We start from the raw sequence: 16,623 nt of genomic DNA on the forward strand, positions 1-16,623 counted from the left end.
AAAGAGCAAAATCCAAGCAAGCCCTAACAACCGACCGATTGGGGGTTAAGTTGGTAGATATGAGTAAAAGGTGCAAATATCGCTGATTTTTAGTAAAAAACGAGAATTTCTGAGAAACTGTCAGATTGTCTGGTTTTTTGTTGTAATACTCTGACAGACAGACAGTTGCCTGATAGTCAACTGTCAGCCAATTGTCTGGATGGTTTGCTGATGAAAGGGCTGATAGTTGAATGTGTACAAGACTGTATCGCAGATACGCTTACTTACAATTATCAGATGAGAGGAATTCTGACGACAGGAATGGCATGCGTTGGCAGAATTCTGAAAACAGGGATATGGGTATTACAACATCAACTTATTGGGCATCCGTCTGACAGAAAATCTGCCCAACAGGGGCAAGCACGTTGCCCATGATGGGCAAGCACGTTACCCCACATGGGCACGCTGCTTGCCCATTTTCTGTAGTTTTGATTACTCTTATATATATAAAAGTAATGAAGTCCAATGTCACGACAGGCGGAAATCGTCAGGCATAATAGTCGCGCAGTTGGGCGGCAAGTGCCGCGAGCTGTTCTATGCTGCCGTTGCCATAGCGCTGCCATATCTGCTGACAAGGCTGGAGCAGCGGCGTAACCATAAACTCCTGCCGGTTGAGATACGGATCGAGAATCTGGTATACGTTGAGCACATCCTCCACTACCCTCGCCTTCACACCTATCAGCCGCGCCAGCTCCTCCACCTCGGGCGTGGATGCCACCATCGTAATCGGCGTGAGACGGAAATAGAGGTCGAGCACGAGGATGAGAGCCACCGGCGTGAGCGGTTCACAATGAGGAATCTGGCTGAAATCCTTCTCGAAAGTCTCCTTCACCTCCACCCCATCATAGAATGCCGAAGCGCAGGAGAATCCCATCATGCTCCTCACCTTGGCAGCGTCGGCACGCAACCGCCGGGGATTGTCCTTGTAGCGCTGCATCAAGCTGCTGAGAAACGGTGTGGAACCGTTGCGCAGGTCGAACATCTTCTCATATATAAAGGACGGCGGCAGATGCAGTTCGATACTCAGATCCACCATCTGCCTGCTATACATACGTTTCAGCCCTACGGGTTTGCGCATATACAGTTGCATCACCAGAAGCCAATAATCATCTTGCCAAAGAGAAGAAATGCCAGCCATAGTAGTATCATTTGATTAATTTCTGCAAACTTAAGAAAAAATGTGGAAACAAAAGAATTATTTTTCGTAACTTTGTGCGCTGATAATAATAATACCCGTTTTAAACGGCCTAATGACCGATTGGGGTTAAACAGCCACAAACGGTTATGAAAACAAGGATTTTCATATAACAAGCTTTACAAACCAAGATACTGCCGCCACAAGAGGGCAACAGAATGAAAATAAGGAATATAAGACAAAACGGGTATTAGGTATACGGTCTTGTTGCCTTTCAATAAAAACGACAAACTAAATAATACATATTCGATAAATAACAAACTAACTAAAAAATACTAATATGGATACATTCTCAAAGAATTTCTCCCTTGAGGGCAAGGTAGCTCTCGTTACGGGAGCAGCCTACGGTATCGGTTTCGCCATTGCCGAGGCTTACGCAAAGGCAGGTGCGAAGATTGCCTTCAACTGCCGTTCACAGCATCATATGGACCAGGCTCTCGCCGACTACAAGGCAAAGGGCATCGAGGCAAAGGGCTACATCTGCGACGTTACGAATGAGGAGGAGGTGAAGAAGATGGTTGCCGACATCGAGAAGGAACTTGGCGTCATCGACATCCTCGTGAACAACGCCGGCATCATCAAGCGCATCCCTATGACAGAGATGAGCGTGGAGGATTTCCGCCAGGTTGTCGACATCGACCTCAACGCTCCATTCATCGTGTCGAAGGCCGTTATCCCCGGAATGATAAAGAAGGGCCACGGCAAGATCATCAACATCTGCTCAATGATGAGCGAACTGGGTCGTGAGACTGTTTCTGCATACGCTGCTGCCAAGGGCGGACTGAAGATGCTCACCCGCAACATCTGCTCTGAGTTCGGCGAGCACAACATCCAGTGCAACGGTATCGGCCCGGGCTATATCGCCACTCCACAGACCGCTCCGCTGCGCGAGCGTCAGGCTGATGGCAGCCGCCATCCTTTCGACAGCTTCATCATCAGCAAGACTCCTGCCGCACGCTGGGGAACTCCAGAGGACTTGATGGGTCCTGCCGTATTCCTCGCTTCTGATGCCAGCGACTTCGTAAACGGTCACGTGCTCTACGTTGACGGTGGTATCCTGGCTTATATCGGCAAGCAGCCTTGATATGCTGACGGCTGAAGGAACACGGCCGTAAAAATATCACTCCCCCACCCTGTGTGTCTCTCTCTGAGACCTGTCTGGGGAAATAGAAAATAAATGCGCCTCAAGCATCTTTGTCATCGACAAGAGCTTGAGGCGCATTGTTTTTCTTTCAAACGGCATAATGACCGATTTGGGGTTTATGGTTTCTTGTATATCAGCGTGAGTCCGTCGCGCAGCGGCAGCATCACACGCTCCACTCTGGGGTCGTGCGCCACGAAGTCATTGAATGCCTCAATGCCGTGTGTCTGCTTGTCCTTGTCGTAGGCGTGGTCCACCACATGTCCGTCCCACAGTGTGTTGTCGGCAAGGATGAATCCTCCGGGTCTGAGCAGCGAGAGCACCATCTCATACGACTCCATATACGTGCGCTTGTCACCGTCAACAAATGCCATGTCGAACTCCACTCCGAGCTTGGGAGCCTCGGTCATGGCGTCGCCGATGATGAAGCGTATCTTGTCGGCGACAGCCGACTGCTCTATCCAGGGACGCGTGAAGTCTTCCTGCTCGTCGTTTATCTCGAAGGTATACACCATTCCTCCCTCTTCCAGTCCTTCTGCCAGACAGATGGCGCTATAGCCGCTGAAGGTGCCTATCTCGAGGATGTTCTTCGGACGGATCATCCTCACGAGCATCTTCAGCACCCTACCCTGCAGATGTCCGCTCGCCATGCGTCCATGCAGCAGATGGATATTGGTGGCGCGGTATAGGCGATACAGATAATCGCCCTCCGGGTCGCTATGGTCGAGGATATACTTTTCTATTTCTGAATTCATTGTCTATAAGAGTGATGATACTTACAGCATCTTCAGCACCTCAGCATTGAGGTATGGCTTGATTTTGCTGAATGGCACGATGAATCTCACGCAGCCTGCGGCATAAGAAAACAGTTCGTATGGCTGATAGATAATCATTACGCCCTCCTTGGTGAGATATGGTGCTGTTTTTGGCAGCGGCAGGAAATCCACTGTGCAATCGGCTCCCACTATCATACTCTGCAGTTCATCATCGGACATTCTCTTGCCGTCGAACTCCTGGAAATAGTCTTTCATTCCCTCTTTGAGAATGGTGTTGAAAGATCTGTCGCCATAGACAGACTGTTTCAGTATCTCGCTGCCGAAGCGTCTGCCGTCGCTCTTGCGGAACGTCATGCCGCTCATGTTGCCTATGCCGTGGGCACCGCCAAGATACTGGTAGATGCCGCAGGTGTAGGTCACGTATTTGTCTGTCTCACAGTCTTTTCTGATATCTGCGCTCCACGACACCATCTGGTCGGCGTCAAGTCCCAGTTCCTCGATGTTGGCATTGAGATATTTCTTCGTGTCTGCCACATAATGCTGCAACAGCGAATCCTTGTTTTCGAGCGATCCCATATAAGTGGCTCCGAGCTGCTCACTGATATATTCGGCAATGGAGTTTTTGAGATACTGATTGCCGGCAGTGGGGTAGTCGAAGACTATTCTTATCTCCATCCTTTTGTCGCTATGGTTGTATACCACAGAGTCTGTCTGCAACTGCTCACTGGCAGTAGCCTTGTTTCCGCCGCAAGAGAACATGACCAATGTGGCCAAAGCTCCCAGAATAATGCCTTTTGTTTTCATAATCAGTTTTTTTTTAGATTAATTATAGTGCCAGCCTGTCTTGCCAGACTGTGCTGTCAATAGGTTATCTGGTGTTGGGGATCATACTTTCTGTGCCAGCCATGTCATCCATTTCCCGCCTTTCATACACAATATGCCGATTACGACAAACGGTATCGACAGCAGCTGTCCCATGTCGAGTGGGAGAGAGGCCTCGAAAGCCTCCTGCACCTCCTTGGTGTATTCTATGAAGAAGCGTGCCGTGAAGATATATGTGAGACAGAGTCCGAAGAAGAATCCCGTGCCCACCTTCTGCGGTGATTTTCTGTAGAAATACAGTCCGATGACGAACAGCAGCGCATAGGCTATAGCCTCATACAGCTGCCCCGGGTGTCTTGGCTGCATGTCCACCTGCTGGAACACGAATGCCCATGGCACATCGGTCACTTTTCCTATTATCTCCGAGTTCATCAGGTTGCCAAGCCTTATGAAACACGCCGTTATAGGCGTTGCGATGGCGATGTTGTCGAGCACCGTCCATAGGTTCAACTTCGTCTTCCTGACGTATAGCAGCAGCGTTATGATGAGTCCTATCGTTCCGCCGTGGCTTGCCAGTCCGGCATATCCCGTAAAGCGCCATCCTCCGTCGGGCAGGAAGCGTATGGGTATCAACATCTCCACAATGTGCTGGCCTGAGGAGAGAAAATAGTCCGGTTCATAAAACAGACAGTGTCCGAGTCGTGCGCCGATGAGTATTCCGAGGAAGCAGTATATGAAGAGCGGTTCGAAGAGCGTTTCCTTGATTTTCTGCTGTATATACAGGCGCCTCACTATGAAGTATGCCGCCAGGAGTCCTATCAGCCAGCACAGGGCATACCAGCGCATGGCGAAGGAGCCTATCCTGAAGGCCTCTATGCTTGGGTTCCAGTCAATGAAAAGCATTTTCTATTTTTTATTCACATGTCGTTGACATGCTACGAGTTGACGAGTTGACAAGTTGACGAGTTGACGGGGCGTCTACACGTTGAATCTGAAATGCATGATGTCGCCATCCTGCACCACATACTCCTTGCCTTCGATGCCGAGCTTTCCGGCTTCTCTCACGGCTGCCTCTGATCCATACTGGATATAGTCGGCATATTTTATCACCTCAGCACGGATGAAACCTTTCTCGAAGTCGGTGTGTATCACTCCTGCACACTGTGGCGCCTTCCATCCCTTGTGGTATGTCCATGCCTTTACCTCCATCTCTCCGGCGGTGATGAAAGTCTCGAGGTTGAGCAGCGAGTAGGCTTTCTTGATGAGTCGGTTCACGCCGCTCTCTTCCAGTCCGAGCTCGTCGAGGAACATCTTCTTGTCTTCGTATGTCTCCAGTCCGGCGATGTCTTCCTCTGTCTTTCCGGCTATCACGAGAGTCTCCGCTCCTTCTTCCTTGGCGATATCTTCGATGCGCTTTGAGTATTCGTTGCCTGTCTTGGCGGCAGTCTCGTCAACGTTGCATACGTAGAGCACAGGCTTTGCGGTGAGCAGGAAGAGGTTGCGTGCTGCTTCCTGTTCCTCCTTAGAGTCGAATTCCACGGTGCGTGCGTTCTTTCCCTGCTCCAGGGCTGCCTTGTAAGCCTCGAGCACACCCACTTCCACCTTGGCATCTTTGTTTCCTGCCTGTGCCACCTTCTGCTGCTTGCCCAGTCGCGCCTCAATGGTCTCCAGGTCTTTGAGCTGCAGCTCGGTGTCGATTATCTCCTTGTCGCGCACGGGGTCTATGGTTCCGTCAACGTGTGTGATGTTGTCGTCGTCGAAACAGCGCAGCACGTGGATGATGGCGTCGGTCTCACGGATGTTTCCGAGGAATTTGTTTCCGAGTCCTTCGCCCTTGCTTGCTCCCTTCACGAGTCCGGCGATGTCTACTATCTCGCAGGTTGCCGGCACGATGCGTCCGGGGTGTACTATCTCGGCGAGCTTCGTGAGTCGCTCGTCGGGCACGGTGATAACACCGACGTTAGGTTCTATAGTACAGAAAGGGAAGTTTGCCGCCTGTGCCTTAGCGCTTGAGAGGCAGTTGAAAAGAGTGGACTTTCCCACGTTAGGGAGTCCAACGATACCACATTTTAGTGCCATGTCTTAGTTTTATATTTATTCTTTTATTGTTTTCTGAAAAAAAACATTATCACCCTGCCCCTTATTCCGGAATTGGCATCCGGCAATGGGGGAGGGCAGAGCTTGCAAACAGCGACTGTATGGGCAAATGAAAATATCCGTGTCAACTCGTTTCCTCGTCAACCCGAATGCCCGTCTGCCGTCTTCTGTTTTTACTATCAATCTGCAAATATAAGAATTTTACACTCAACGGACGCATAATTTCGAGAAAACTGTTTGCCGCAGGCATATATTTCATTAAATTTTGCATTCTACGAGTGTAAAAAGGGATGTTTCATTTCTGCCTGCGCATGGTATGCCTGATCATAATCCTCTGAGCCAGACTCCGAAGAAGCGGTCGTACACGATATATCCTTTGTCTGAAAGATATACATACTCTTCGTCAGCAAGATATTTCAAGGCTCTCTGCACGCTGCTTGCCGTCTTGAGCTGATGCCTGCTGATGAATGGTCCCGACATAGGTTCCGCCACGCTGCCTTCCCTCGCTATCGCCAGCAGAAGGTTTGCCTGGTTAGCTGTGAGCAGATGGAACAGGCGTTTGTAGTCTTCTTCTTCTGAAAGTATTATCTGACGCACCACCTCATCCAGTTTCTTACTGGTTATCTCAATGTCGGAGAGACGGTAGAGGCGGTTCATCACTGCCTGTATATACCATGTCACTCCATCCACGCTGTCGTAGATATCATGGAAAACTTCCGGTGAGATGGAAACGTTTTTCTCTCTCAACTTATCCTCTGCAAAGGCAAAATAAACAGCCTCGTCGAGGGTATGCAGGCTCAATTTCTCCGTACTTCTGTAGAAGGGATGCTTTGGTGAATTGAACATTTCCATCATCATGTGCAAACGGCTTCCGGAAAATATGAAGCGGGCGTTGCTCATAGTCTGGATATGGGTGCGCAAGAGTGCTTCTACGTTTTTCTCAGGATATTCCAACACCTGCTGAAACTCATCGAAGGCAATGTAGCAACGGCGTTTTGACTGGGCTATATATGAGAATATCTCGTCGAGAGTGGATTCCGACGACTGTGGTGAGAAACTGAGCGACACCTGAGGAAGGCCGGTCATGAAGTCGGTAGACATCGTGATTTGACTACCCTTGAAAACCTTTGTTATCGCATTCTCGGCTTTCTGTAGCGGCGTGTCGAGTTTGCCGACTATCGCCTTGGCGAATGTCTGCACGAAATCATACAAAGAATTGGTGGCATAGATATCAATATAGAAGCAGACGGCATCGTTGTCCATCTCCTTTATCTTATGAAACACATGACGTATAAGACCTGTCTTGCCATACCTTCTCGGACTCATAAGGGTGAGATTGCAGCCATTTGTCAACGATGATATGATATCTTCGCTCTCTTTCTTACGATCGCAGAAATACTCTGGTCCTTCGTATCCATACAACAAAAAAGGATTATCTATCTTTCTCATAACCAACGTTTTATTATCATTACGCATTTTGCGTTACGCATTTTGCGTAATCACTTTGCAAATATAACTATTTATTTGCTTACACACAATTTTATGGCGCCTTTTCATTACACTTGCGGGTATTTCATTGCATTGACGAAAACCAGACGTTAGGACTTGCCGGTAAAAATGCAATTGAAGCTATTAACGACATCACACCCGACAGGGAATACATAATACTGAATGTCAAAGACATGACGAACTTGAACAAAAAAATATCAAAACTTGTATATACAGAATATAATGACTAACTTTGCAGATTGAACTCAACATATAAATACAATTTTTATTCACGAAAAACAATAAAACACATATAACACAATGGAGTATAACTTCAACGAAATCGAAAAGAAATGGCGACAGAAGTGGGTGGAAGACAAGACCTATAAAGTCGTGGAAGACAAGGAGAAAAAGAAATTCTACGTGCTCAACATGTTTCCTTATCCTTCGGGAGCAGGACTCCATGTGGGACACCCGTTGGGATATATCGCCTCTGACATCTACGCAAGATACAAGAGACAGAACGGATTCAACGTGCTCAACCCGATGGGATACGACGCTTACGGACTGCCGGCGGAGCAGTATGCCATACAGACAGGACAGCATCCGGCAGTGACCACAGAGACTAATATCGCAAGATACAGAGAACAGCTCGACAAAATAGGATTCTCGTTCGACTGGGACAGAGAGGTGCGCACATGCGACCCGAAATACTACAAGTGGACACAGTGGGCTTTCCAGAAGATGTTCAAATCATTCTACTGCCAGAAATGCCAGAAGGCAATGCCTATCGAAGAGCTGGTGAAGATGTTTGAAGAGAAAGGCAGCGAGGCGGCAGAGAATGTGGCAAAGAGCGAGGAACTGACATTCACCGCCGAGGAATGGAAGCAGATGACGGAGAAGGAGCAGCAGCAGGTGCTCATGAACTACCGCATAGCTTACATCGGAGAGACGATGGTGAACTGGTGTGCCGGTCTCGGCACGGTGCTCGCCAACGACGAGGTGGTGGACGGTGTGTCGGAACGCGGAGGATTCCCCGTGGTGCAGAAGAAGATGCGCCAGTGGTGTCTGCGCGTCAGCGCTTACTCACAGAGACTGCTCGACGGACTGGACCAGGTGGACTGGACTGACAGCATCAAGGAGACCCAGCGCAACTGGATTGGACGCTCGGAAGGAACGGAGATGAACTTCAAAGTGGCCGGACAGGACTGGGACTTCACCATCTTCACAACACGTGCCGACACTATCTTCGGAGTGACATTCATGGTGCTGGCGCCTGAGAGCGAACTCGTGGAGAAACTCACCACAAGCGAACAGAAGGCTGAGGTGGACGAATATCTCGCCTACGTGAAGAAGCGCACAGAGCTCGACCGCATGGCAAACCACAAGGTTACGGGAGTGTTCTCCGGCTCTTATGCCGTGAACCCTTTCACGGGCGAGAACATCCCTGTATGGATTTCTGAATACGTGCTCGCAGGATACGGTACGGGAGCCATCATGGCTGTGCCTGCCCACGACTCACGCGACTACGCATTCGCCAAGCATTTCAACCTGCCTATAATCCCGCTCATCGAGGGTGCCGACGTAAGCGAGGAGAGCTTCGACGCCAAAGAGGGAACGGTATGCAACTCACCGGCACCAACGGCAAAGAACGCCATCGCCGGATTCTCGCTCAACGGACTGAGCGTGAAGGAGGCTATCGCAACGACAAAGAAATACGTTACGGAGAATGGCATCGGAAAGGTGAAGGTGAACTACCGCCTGCGCGACGCCATATTCTCACGACAGAGATACTGGGGTGAGCCATTCCCCGTATACTACAAGGACGGTATGCCATACATGGTGCCGGAAGAGTGTCTGCCTGTGGAACTGCCTGAAGTAGACCAGTATAAGCCTACGGAAACAGGCGAGCCGCCATTGGGACACGCCAGGAAATGGGCTTGGGACACGGAGAAGAACGAAGTGGTGGACAAGGCGCTCATCAACGACACCACGATTTTCCCGCTGGAGCTGAACACCATGCCGGGATTCGCAGGTTCGTCGGCTTACTACCTGAGATATATGGACCCACACAACGACAAGGCACTCGTGGCAAAGGATGTGGACGAATACTGGCAGAACGTGGACCTCTACGTGGGAGGTACGGAGCATGCCACAGGACACCTCATCTACTCGCGCTTCTGGAACAAATTTCTGTATGACTACGGATGCTCTTGCAAAGAGGAGCCATATCAGAAACTCGTGAACCAGGGAATGATACAGGGACGCTCTAACTTCGTATACCGCATAAACAGCGACGACCACTCCAAGGCACCGGTGTTCGTGAGCCTCGGACTGAAAGACCAATATGAGACTACTCCGATACACGTTGACGTGAACATCGTGAACGCTGACGTGCTCGATCTGGAGGCTTTCAAGAAATGGAGACCTGAATATGAGAACGCCGAGTTCATACTGGAAGACGGAAAATACATCTGCGGATGGGCAGTAGAGAAGATGTCGAAGTCGATGTTCAACGTGGTGAACCCCGACATGATAGTAGAGAAATACGGTGCCGACACTCTGCGCCTGTATGAGATGTTCCTCGGTCCGGTGGAGGCAAGCAAGCCTTGGGACACCAACGGCATCGACGGTTGCCACCGCTTCCTGAAAAAGCTATGGGGACTGTTCTTCAGCCGCGACGGACAATTCCTGCCAACCGACGAAGAGCCTACGGCAGAACAGCTGAAGAGCATACACAAGCTCATCAAGAAGGTGACCCGCGACATTGAGCACTTCTCATACAACACGAGCATCTCGGCATTCATGATTTGCGTGGGAGAACTGCAGCAGATGAAATGCCACAGCAAGATGGTGCTGCAAGACCTCGTGGTTCTCATCTCGCCATTCGCACCGCATGTGGCAGAGGAGCTGTGGCATCAGCTCGGCAACGAGACTACGGTATGCGACGCCAAGTGGCCTGAGTTCAACGAGAAATATCTCGTGGAAAGCAGCATGCAGCTCACGATATCGTTCAACGGAAAGGCGCGCTACCAGAAGACATTCCCCGTTGACGCCGACAACGAGACGATAAAGAACGAGGTGCTCGCCGACGAGAAGAGCCAGAAATACCTCGAAGGCAAACAGGTTGTGAAAGTCATCGTGGTGCCTAAGAAAATCGTTAACGTGGTGATAAAATAATCCTCATACAATCCCTTCCCTGACCTGCTGCCGATAAATGGCGGATGGAGCAGGGGAGGGGATTGGAAACATTCTGAGAAGAAAGAAACAAGGCCTGGCAAAGAGAAAAACCGGCCCTATAAATAACCTTAACTCATATACTAATCAAACAGCAGAGACCAGGAGTCTCTAACAACTAACTTTTTATTATGGCAACTGACAACAACAATGCAGCTTTCGCACAGAAAAATGGTGGCGGAATAATGCAATTCATGAGAAGTAACGCCGGCAAGGCGCTGGGAAGAGAGATAAAAGACTATTTCTTCATCACTCTCGGACTTATGCTATACACATTCGGATTCACCGTCTTCCTATTGCCATACGAGATTGTGACGGGCGGCATCGCCGGTGTAGGAGCCATCGTGTTCTATGCAACGAAATTTCCGGTGCAGTGGACTTTCTTCATCATCAACGCCGCGCTCATAGTGGCGGCACTGAAGATACTGGGATGGCGGTTTCTGGCAAAGACAATCTATGCCACATTCGCACTGACCGTGATGCTCGACATAGCGCAGAAAGTGGTGGAGATGCCCGACGGCACTTTCTATAAGCTGATGGGAGAGGGCAACGACTTCATGTCGCTCGTCATCGGATGTATGCTCACGGGAACGGCGCTCGCCATCGTGTTCCTCAACAACGGCAGTACAGGCGGTACCGACATCATCGCGGCGGTGGTGAACAAATACCACAATATCTCGCTCGGTATGGGACTTATCATGGTGGACCTCTGTATCATCAGCAGCAGCTTGCTCATCGAATCCTTCGGTACGTTCCCAGAGAGATGCACGATGGTGGTGTTCGGACTATGTACGATGTTCATCGAATGCAACATGCTCGACTTCGTGATGAACTGGCAGCGACAGTCCGTGCAGTTCATGATATTCTCAAAGAAACACCAGGAGATTGCCAACGCCATAGCAAAGGAGACCGAGCACACAATGACAATACTCGACGGTCACGGATGGTATTCCGGCGACCCTATAAAGGTGATCTGCCTCATGGCAAAGAAAAGGGAAAGCGTGGAAATCTTCCGCGTCATAAAGTCTATAGACCCTAATGCCTTCGTAAGCCAAAGCAGCGTGCAGGGCGTATTCGGAGAGGGCTTCGATCCGATAAAGGTGAAGGTGAAGGCACAGAAACTGGAAAAGGAAATGAAAAAACAACAGGAGAATGCTTGACAAATAGAAGAAGACCCCTCCTGACATTCCCCAGAAGAGAGAGAGACAGTACTCAGAACATATAAGGAAGTATGAGGAAAACTATACTGTCTCTCACACAAGGAGATGTCAGGAGGGGTCTTGCTGACTTGTAAACTCATAAGACTTGTCTTCTCGTCAACTCGTTTACTTGTCAACTCGTCAACTTGTCTACTCGTCAACTATAAATAAACATGAAAATAGTATTTGCAACAAACAACGCTCACAAACTGGAAGAAGTGAGAAACATTCTTGGAAACAAATTCCAGGTATTGTCGCTCAACGACATTGAATGCCACGTGGATATTCCGGAGACAGGAAAGACTCTGGAAGAAAATGCCATGATAAAGGCAAAATACGTGTTTGAACATTATCATATCAGTGTGTTTGCCGACGACACAGGACTCGAAGTTGAAGCTCTCGGCGGAGAACCCGGAGTATATTCTGCAAGATATGCGGGAGGCGACGGACACGACAGCGAGGCAAACATGAAGAAGCTGCTCGCCAACCTCAAGGGAGAGGAAAACCGCAAGGCGCGTTTCCGCACCGTGATAGCCTATATCCTGAAAGACGAAGACTCTGGCGGCATAGCTGCCCAGGGAGAGATGGAAGGCATAGTGGAAGGCGAGATAACGGAAGAAAAGAAGGGAGAGTCGGGATTCGGCTACGACCCTATATTCCAGCCTACCGGCTACGACAAGACATTCGCCGAACTCGGCAACGACATAAAGAACAAAATCTCTCATAGGGCAAGGGCTGTGGAGAAATTCGCACAATTCCTCTTTTCCGCCACCTGTCAGCAATAATTCTGCAGGTTGTTGCGTTATAAGAGAAAACAATAAAGAAAAAAAAATGCGCAGACACTTCATATCACTCCTCACACTGCTCGCCGCAATGACGACAAACGCCGGAGCACAGAATCTGGACAAATGGAAGGCATATATGGCTTATGGAAAGATTACAGACATAGAGCCTGCCGGAAACATGGTTTATGTGCTCAGCTCCGGCGACTTGTTCTCATACAACATCACGGACGGAAGCGTGGCGACATACGACAAGGTGTTCCCGCTCAGCGAATGCACAATATCGCAGATAGCATGGAACAACACGGCGAAGAAGCTTATCATTGTATACGACAACTACAACATCGACCTGCTCGACAACAAGCTGAACGTGACGAACATCGCGGGCTACTACGACAAGACGATGACGGTAAGCAAGGATGTAAACAAGGTGGTGATAGAGGGCAGTCTGGCATATCTGTGTACGGCTTTCGGACTGGTGCAGATTGACATGAAGGAGGGACTTATCCTCGACACCTACAATCTGGGAAAGAATGTTACCGACTGTGCCTTCAGCGGAAACAAGATATACGTGAACACCAGCGACGGAATACTGGCAGCCGACAAGTCGGCAAACCTGCTCGACAAGTCTAACTGGCACGCCACGACAGATAATGTGTCGTTCAACCATGCCAACGACATCGCCACTACATGGGACAACGGATATCTGCAATACGTGGCCTACGACAAGACAAACAAATGCTACTGGACCAACCAGGAGGACGAGAAGCTGCAGGCATACACCGTTACCGCCGACGGCACGAAGACCGTGACGCTGAGCGACATAAATCCCGTAGGTACACCGAAATACAATACCATCGGTTTTCTGAAGATAAGGAACGGAAAGCTCTATACCTGCAACGGTGGAGAGTGGGACAGGGAAAAGCCAGCCACGATACAGGTGTACGACATCGACGGCAATACCTGGACTACTTACGACGACAAGGGAATAGCAGAGAAATACGGTATCATATATAAGGATATGCTTTGTCTCGACATCGACCCCAAGAACGACAACCACGTGATGGCTGGATCACAAAGCGGACTATACGAATTCCTCGACGGAAAACTGATCAACAGATTTGACTACAAAAACAGTCCGATATCCTTCGTCGACGGTCTGGAAGGTGATCCGAACTATCAGATCATCACATCGTTGTTCTACGACAAAGACAACACGCTGTGGGTAATAAACCATCAGGCGATAAACAAAGGAATACTGAAATATTCTGCCGACGGCAAATGGTCGTCGCCAGACAAGACCATAAACCACCTCTCCGTGAACAATGCCAAGATCATGGGATACGACTCTCATGGCAGGATTTGGATAAATAACGGACGTAATGCCAACCCTGGAGTGTATTGCTATTCTGCCGACGGCAACAATCTATATAGCTACACGCATTTCGTGAACGAGGACATGGCGGAAATAAGCGGTATCGAGAGATGCAAGACGCTCGCCGAAGACAGAAGCGGCAATATTTGGGTAGGAACTAACGTTGGTCTCTTCGAACTGACAGAGGAATACCAGCGCGACCCGTCGCTCGGCTTCTATCAGGTAAAGGTGCCCCGCAACGACGGTACCAACTATGCCGACTATCTGCTTGCCGGACTCGACATCACCACGATGGCAATAGACAATGCCGACCGCAAATGGATAGGCACGAGCCGCGACGGCGTGTATGTCATAAGCAGCGACAACATGGTGCAGGAGGCTCACTTCCTGGCATCAAACAGCTGTCTGCTCGCCGACGGTATTTTCGATATAGAGATAGACAAGCAGACGGGAACGGTATATATAGGAACGGAAAAGGGCCTGTGCTCAGTGGAAAGCAATGCCGTGGCTACCAACGAGAGCATGAGCAAAGACAACGTATGGGCTTATCCTAATCCCGTGAAGCCTGACTATACGGGACTCATCAACATAGTAGGACTTGCCTACGACAGCGACGTGAAAATCACAACCACAAACGGTGTGCTCGTGGCTGAAGGACGAAGCACCGGAGGATCCTTCCAATGGGACGGATGCGACAAGAAGGGCAGGAGAGTGGCAAGCGGCATATATATGGTGAACACAGCGACGCAGAGCGGCGACAGCGGCACGGTATGCAAAATTGCGGTGATAAACTAAGTCTATATATATATTTATATGGTGATATAACCAAGCCTATATAATATATTAACAAGGAAAAACAACGGTATGACGCCCAAGTGCTTTATCAAGCGTTTTGTCCATTATATATAAAAACAAGGAAATAAAGACAGATGAAATATTCGATAAGGAAGAAATGGAATGAGATGAGGGGATTTGTCTTCTTCACACTGGCAATAACGCTGCTGTGGGGAATGGAATTTGCCTTTGCCGACTTCTACGACTCACCATGCAACAGCATGAAAGACTTTGTGGGACAGGCTTTCCAATGGGGAGCGATAGAGATGACAACCTTTGTCTTCATCTGGATGATAGCGGCAAACAAATATGTCTTCGCCGTGGCGTATCCGCTGCTGACTGCACTGACTTCTGCCGTGGCGTTCTTCCGCTATACAATGAAGGTCACGGTGACGCCGATGACCATAGACCTCACCTTCACCAACGACCTCACGACGACATCTGACATGATAACGCTGCCGCTCATACTTTTTATCCTCATAAATCTCATCGCGGCTATATTCATAGCGAGATGGCGATTCAGAAGGCTGGACAATCTGAAATGGCAATGGATACACATCATCGTCTGCATGGCACTGATATACGGCATTTTCCACAACGGACGACTTGGAATACCGGTTTCCAACCGTCTGCCCTTCAATATCTATGCCTCGCTAAACGAATATCTCGGCAACAAGCGCATCGTGGCAGACAAGCGTCCTGCCTTCGGCGGAAAGACGACATGTGGCACTGACAGCATCGACGTGGTGTTCATCATCGGTGAGACGCTGCGTGCCGACCACATGCAGATCAACGGATATGCAAGGCCCACCACGCCGCTGCTGGCAAAGGAGAAGAACGTGGTGTCACTGCCTGACATAGAGTCAGAATACTGGTTCACCCACGAGAGCGTGCCGTATATCATGACCAGGGCCGACCACAACACTAAGGACAGGGCATATACAGAACGGTCGTTCATCGACATCTTCAAGAGAGCCGGTTACCACACATCATGGATTTCAAACCAGGAGAGCGTTCCCACATTCATATATTTCATGAAGGAGGCAGACAAGCTGACGTATGTAAACGGCGGCAAGTCGCTATATATCTATGACTCATGGCTCGATGACGATGTGCTGCCCCCTCTTGACAGCGCACTGACAAACGGAAAGTCAAACTGCCGCAACCTTATCGTCATACACAGCATTGGTTCACACTGGTGGTATAACGCCCATTATCCCAAGTCGGCAGCCCGCTGGAAACCAGAACTGACGAGTCGTGTGATAACGGAGAACAGCCGGCAACAATTCATAAACTCCTACGACAACACCGTATTATATTCCGACAGTTTCTGGCATCAGGTGAGAGAACGCCTGCGCCATCGCAACGCCATAGTGATATATCTCTCCGACCATGGCGAAAATCTGGGCGAAGACGGACAATATACACATGCCAACGACACCAAGGAGGTGAGAAACGCCGCCTGCTGGATATGGTGCTCCGACAAATACAAGAGCCGTTATCCAGAGAAATACGCAGCCCTGGAGAGAAACGCCAAGAAGAAATACAACACGGCATTCCTCTTCCATTCCATCATCGATGCCGGCGACATCAGCACTCCTTACATCGACAAGAAGTATGATGTATTCAAGTAGGCAA

12 protein-coding genes are annotated in these 16,623 nt (G+C 49.5%); 6 read left to right on the forward strand and 6 right to left on the reverse strand.

Annotated features, from left to right (window positions below; all coding sequences use genetic code 11):
- Window positions 1-526 precede the first annotated feature (526 nt).
- Window positions 527-1,177, reverse strand: a complete 651-nt coding sequence (locus QVO99_RS07065; protein WP_022316905.1) for a hypothetical protein — start codon at window positions 1,175-1,177, stop codon at window positions 527-529.
- Window positions 1,178-1,514: 337 nt separating this feature from the next.
- Here QVO99_RS07065 and QVO99_RS07070 point away from each other — a divergent pair, with 337 nt between their 5' ends.
- Window positions 1,515-2,318: a gluconate 5-dehydrogenase gene (locus QVO99_RS07070; protein WP_022316906.1), complete on the forward strand. Its 804-nt coding sequence runs from the start codon at window positions 1,515-1,517 to the stop codon at window positions 2,316-2,318.
- Window positions 2,319-2,494: 176 nt separating this feature from the next.
- Here QVO99_RS07070 and QVO99_RS07075 read toward each other — a convergent pair whose 3' ends face one another.
- The 5 genes from QVO99_RS07075 to QVO99_RS07095 all read right to left on the reverse strand — a co-directional run bounded on the left by QVO99_RS07075 (window position 2,495) and on the right by QVO99_RS07095 (window position 7,519).
- On the reverse strand, window positions 2,495-3,130 hold the full coding sequence (locus QVO99_RS07075; RefSeq protein ID WP_022316907.1) for an O-methyltransferase: 636 nt from the start codon (window positions 3,128-3,130) through the stop codon (window positions 2,495-2,497).
- Window positions 3,131-3,151: 21 nt separating this feature from the next.
- Window positions 3,152-3,955: an RsiV family protein gene (locus tag QVO99_RS07080; protein WP_022316908.1), complete on the reverse strand. Its 804-nt coding sequence runs from the start codon at window positions 3,953-3,955 to the stop codon at window positions 3,152-3,154.
- A gap of 81 nt (window positions 3,956-4,036) precedes the next feature.
- Complete coding sequence (gene lgt / locus QVO99_RS07085; protein WP_022316909.1) at window positions 4,037-4,876, reverse strand: prolipoprotein diacylglyceryl transferase; 840 nt, start codon at window positions 4,874-4,876, stop codon at window positions 4,037-4,039.
- 75 nt (window positions 4,877-4,951) lie between these two features.
- Entirely contained in the window at window positions 4,952-6,052 is a 1,101-nt protein-coding gene (gene ychF / locus QVO99_RS07090; RefSeq protein ID WP_022316910.1) for a redox-regulated ATPase YchF, read from the reverse strand.
- 342 nt (window positions 6,053-6,394) lie between these two features.
- Window positions 6,395-7,519, reverse strand: a complete 1,125-nt coding sequence (locus QVO99_RS07095; RefSeq protein WP_022316911.1) for an AAA family ATPase — start codon at window positions 7,517-7,519, stop codon at window positions 6,395-6,397.
- A gap of 360 nt (window positions 7,520-7,879) precedes the next feature.
- On the opposite strand from QVO99_RS07095, the gene leuS reads away from it, so the two are divergent.
- The 5 genes from leuS (at window position 7,880) to QVO99_RS07120 (ending at window position 16,619) form a co-directional block, all read left to right on the forward strand.
- Window positions 7,880-10,738: a leucine--tRNA ligase gene (leuS, locus tag QVO99_RS07100; protein WP_022316912.1), complete on the forward strand. Its 2,859-nt coding sequence runs from the start codon at window positions 7,880-7,882 to the stop codon at window positions 10,736-10,738.
- A 251-nt stretch (window positions 10,739-10,989) separates the two neighbouring features.
- Window positions 10,990-11,955, forward strand: a complete 966-nt coding sequence (locus tag QVO99_RS07105; protein WP_042518119.1) for a YitT family protein — start codon at window positions 10,990-10,992, stop codon at window positions 11,953-11,955.
- 212 nt (window positions 11,956-12,167) lie between these two features.
- Complete coding sequence (locus tag QVO99_RS07110; protein WP_022316914.1) at window positions 12,168-12,779, forward strand: non-canonical purine NTP diphosphatase; 612 nt, start codon at window positions 12,168-12,170, stop codon at window positions 12,777-12,779.
- 46 nt (window positions 12,780-12,825) lie between these two features.
- Window positions 12,826-14,946, forward strand: a complete 2,121-nt coding sequence (porZ, locus tag QVO99_RS07115) for a type IX secretion system anionic LPS delivery protein PorZ (protein ID WP_022316915.1) — start codon at window positions 12,826-12,828, stop codon at window positions 14,944-14,946.
- Window positions 14,947-15,080: 134 nt separating this feature from the next.
- Window positions 15,081-16,619 (forward strand): phosphoethanolamine transferase, encoded by a 1,539-nt coding sequence (locus QVO99_RS07120; RefSeq protein ID WP_022316916.1) that lies wholly within the window; start codon window positions 15,081-15,083, stop codon window positions 16,617-16,619.
- The last annotated feature ends 4 nt before the right edge of the window (window positions 16,620-16,623 follow it).

Origin of the sequence: Prevotella sp. CAG:592 (assembly GCF_000436015.1) — a bacterium.
GTDB lineage: Bacteria > Bacteroidota > Bacteroidia > Bacteroidales > Bacteroidaceae > Prevotella > Prevotella pectinovora.

Excerpts from the sequence above, each read along its gene's own strand:
- QVO99_RS07065 (WP_022316905.1), bottom strand. The coding sequence starts at position 1,177 with ATGGCTGGCATTTCTTCTCTTTGGCAAGATGATTATTGGCTTCTGGTG.
- QVO99_RS07070 (WP_022316906.1), top strand. The coding sequence starts at position 1,515 with ATGGATACATTCTCAAAGAATTTCTCCCTTGAGGGCAAGGTAGCTCTC.
- QVO99_RS07075 (WP_022316907.1), bottom strand. The coding sequence starts at position 3,130 with ATGAATTCAGAAATAGAAAAGTATATCCTCGACCATAGCGACCCGGAG.
- QVO99_RS07080 (WP_022316908.1), bottom strand. The coding sequence starts at position 3,955 with ATGAAAACAAAAGGCATTATTCTGGGAGCTTTGGCCACATTGGTCATG.
- lgt (WP_022316909.1), bottom strand. The coding sequence starts at position 4,876 with ATGCTTTTCATTGACTGGAACCCAAGCATAGAGGCCTTCAGGATAGGC.
- ychF (WP_022316910.1), bottom strand. The coding sequence starts at position 6,052 with ATGGCACTAAAATGTGGTATCGTTGGACTCCCTAACGTGGGAAAGTCC.
- QVO99_RS07095 (WP_022316911.1), bottom strand. The coding sequence starts at position 7,519 with ATGAGAAAGATAGATAATCCTTTTTTGTTGTATGGATACGAAGGACCA.
- leuS (WP_022316912.1), top strand. The coding sequence starts at position 7,880 with ATGGAGTATAACTTCAACGAAATCGAAAAGAAATGGCGACAGAAGTGG.
- QVO99_RS07105 (WP_042518119.1), top strand. The coding sequence starts at position 10,990 with ATGAGAAGTAACGCCGGCAAGGCGCTGGGAAGAGAGATAAAAGACTAT.
- QVO99_RS07110 (WP_022316914.1), top strand. The coding sequence starts at position 12,168 with ATGAAAATAGTATTTGCAACAAACAACGCTCACAAACTGGAAGAAGTG.
- porZ (WP_022316915.1), top strand. The coding sequence starts at position 12,826 with ATGCGCAGACACTTCATATCACTCCTCACACTGCTCGCCGCAATGACG.
- QVO99_RS07120 (WP_022316916.1), top strand. The coding sequence starts at position 15,081 with ATGAAATATTCGATAAGGAAGAAATGGAATGAGATGAGGGGATTTGTC.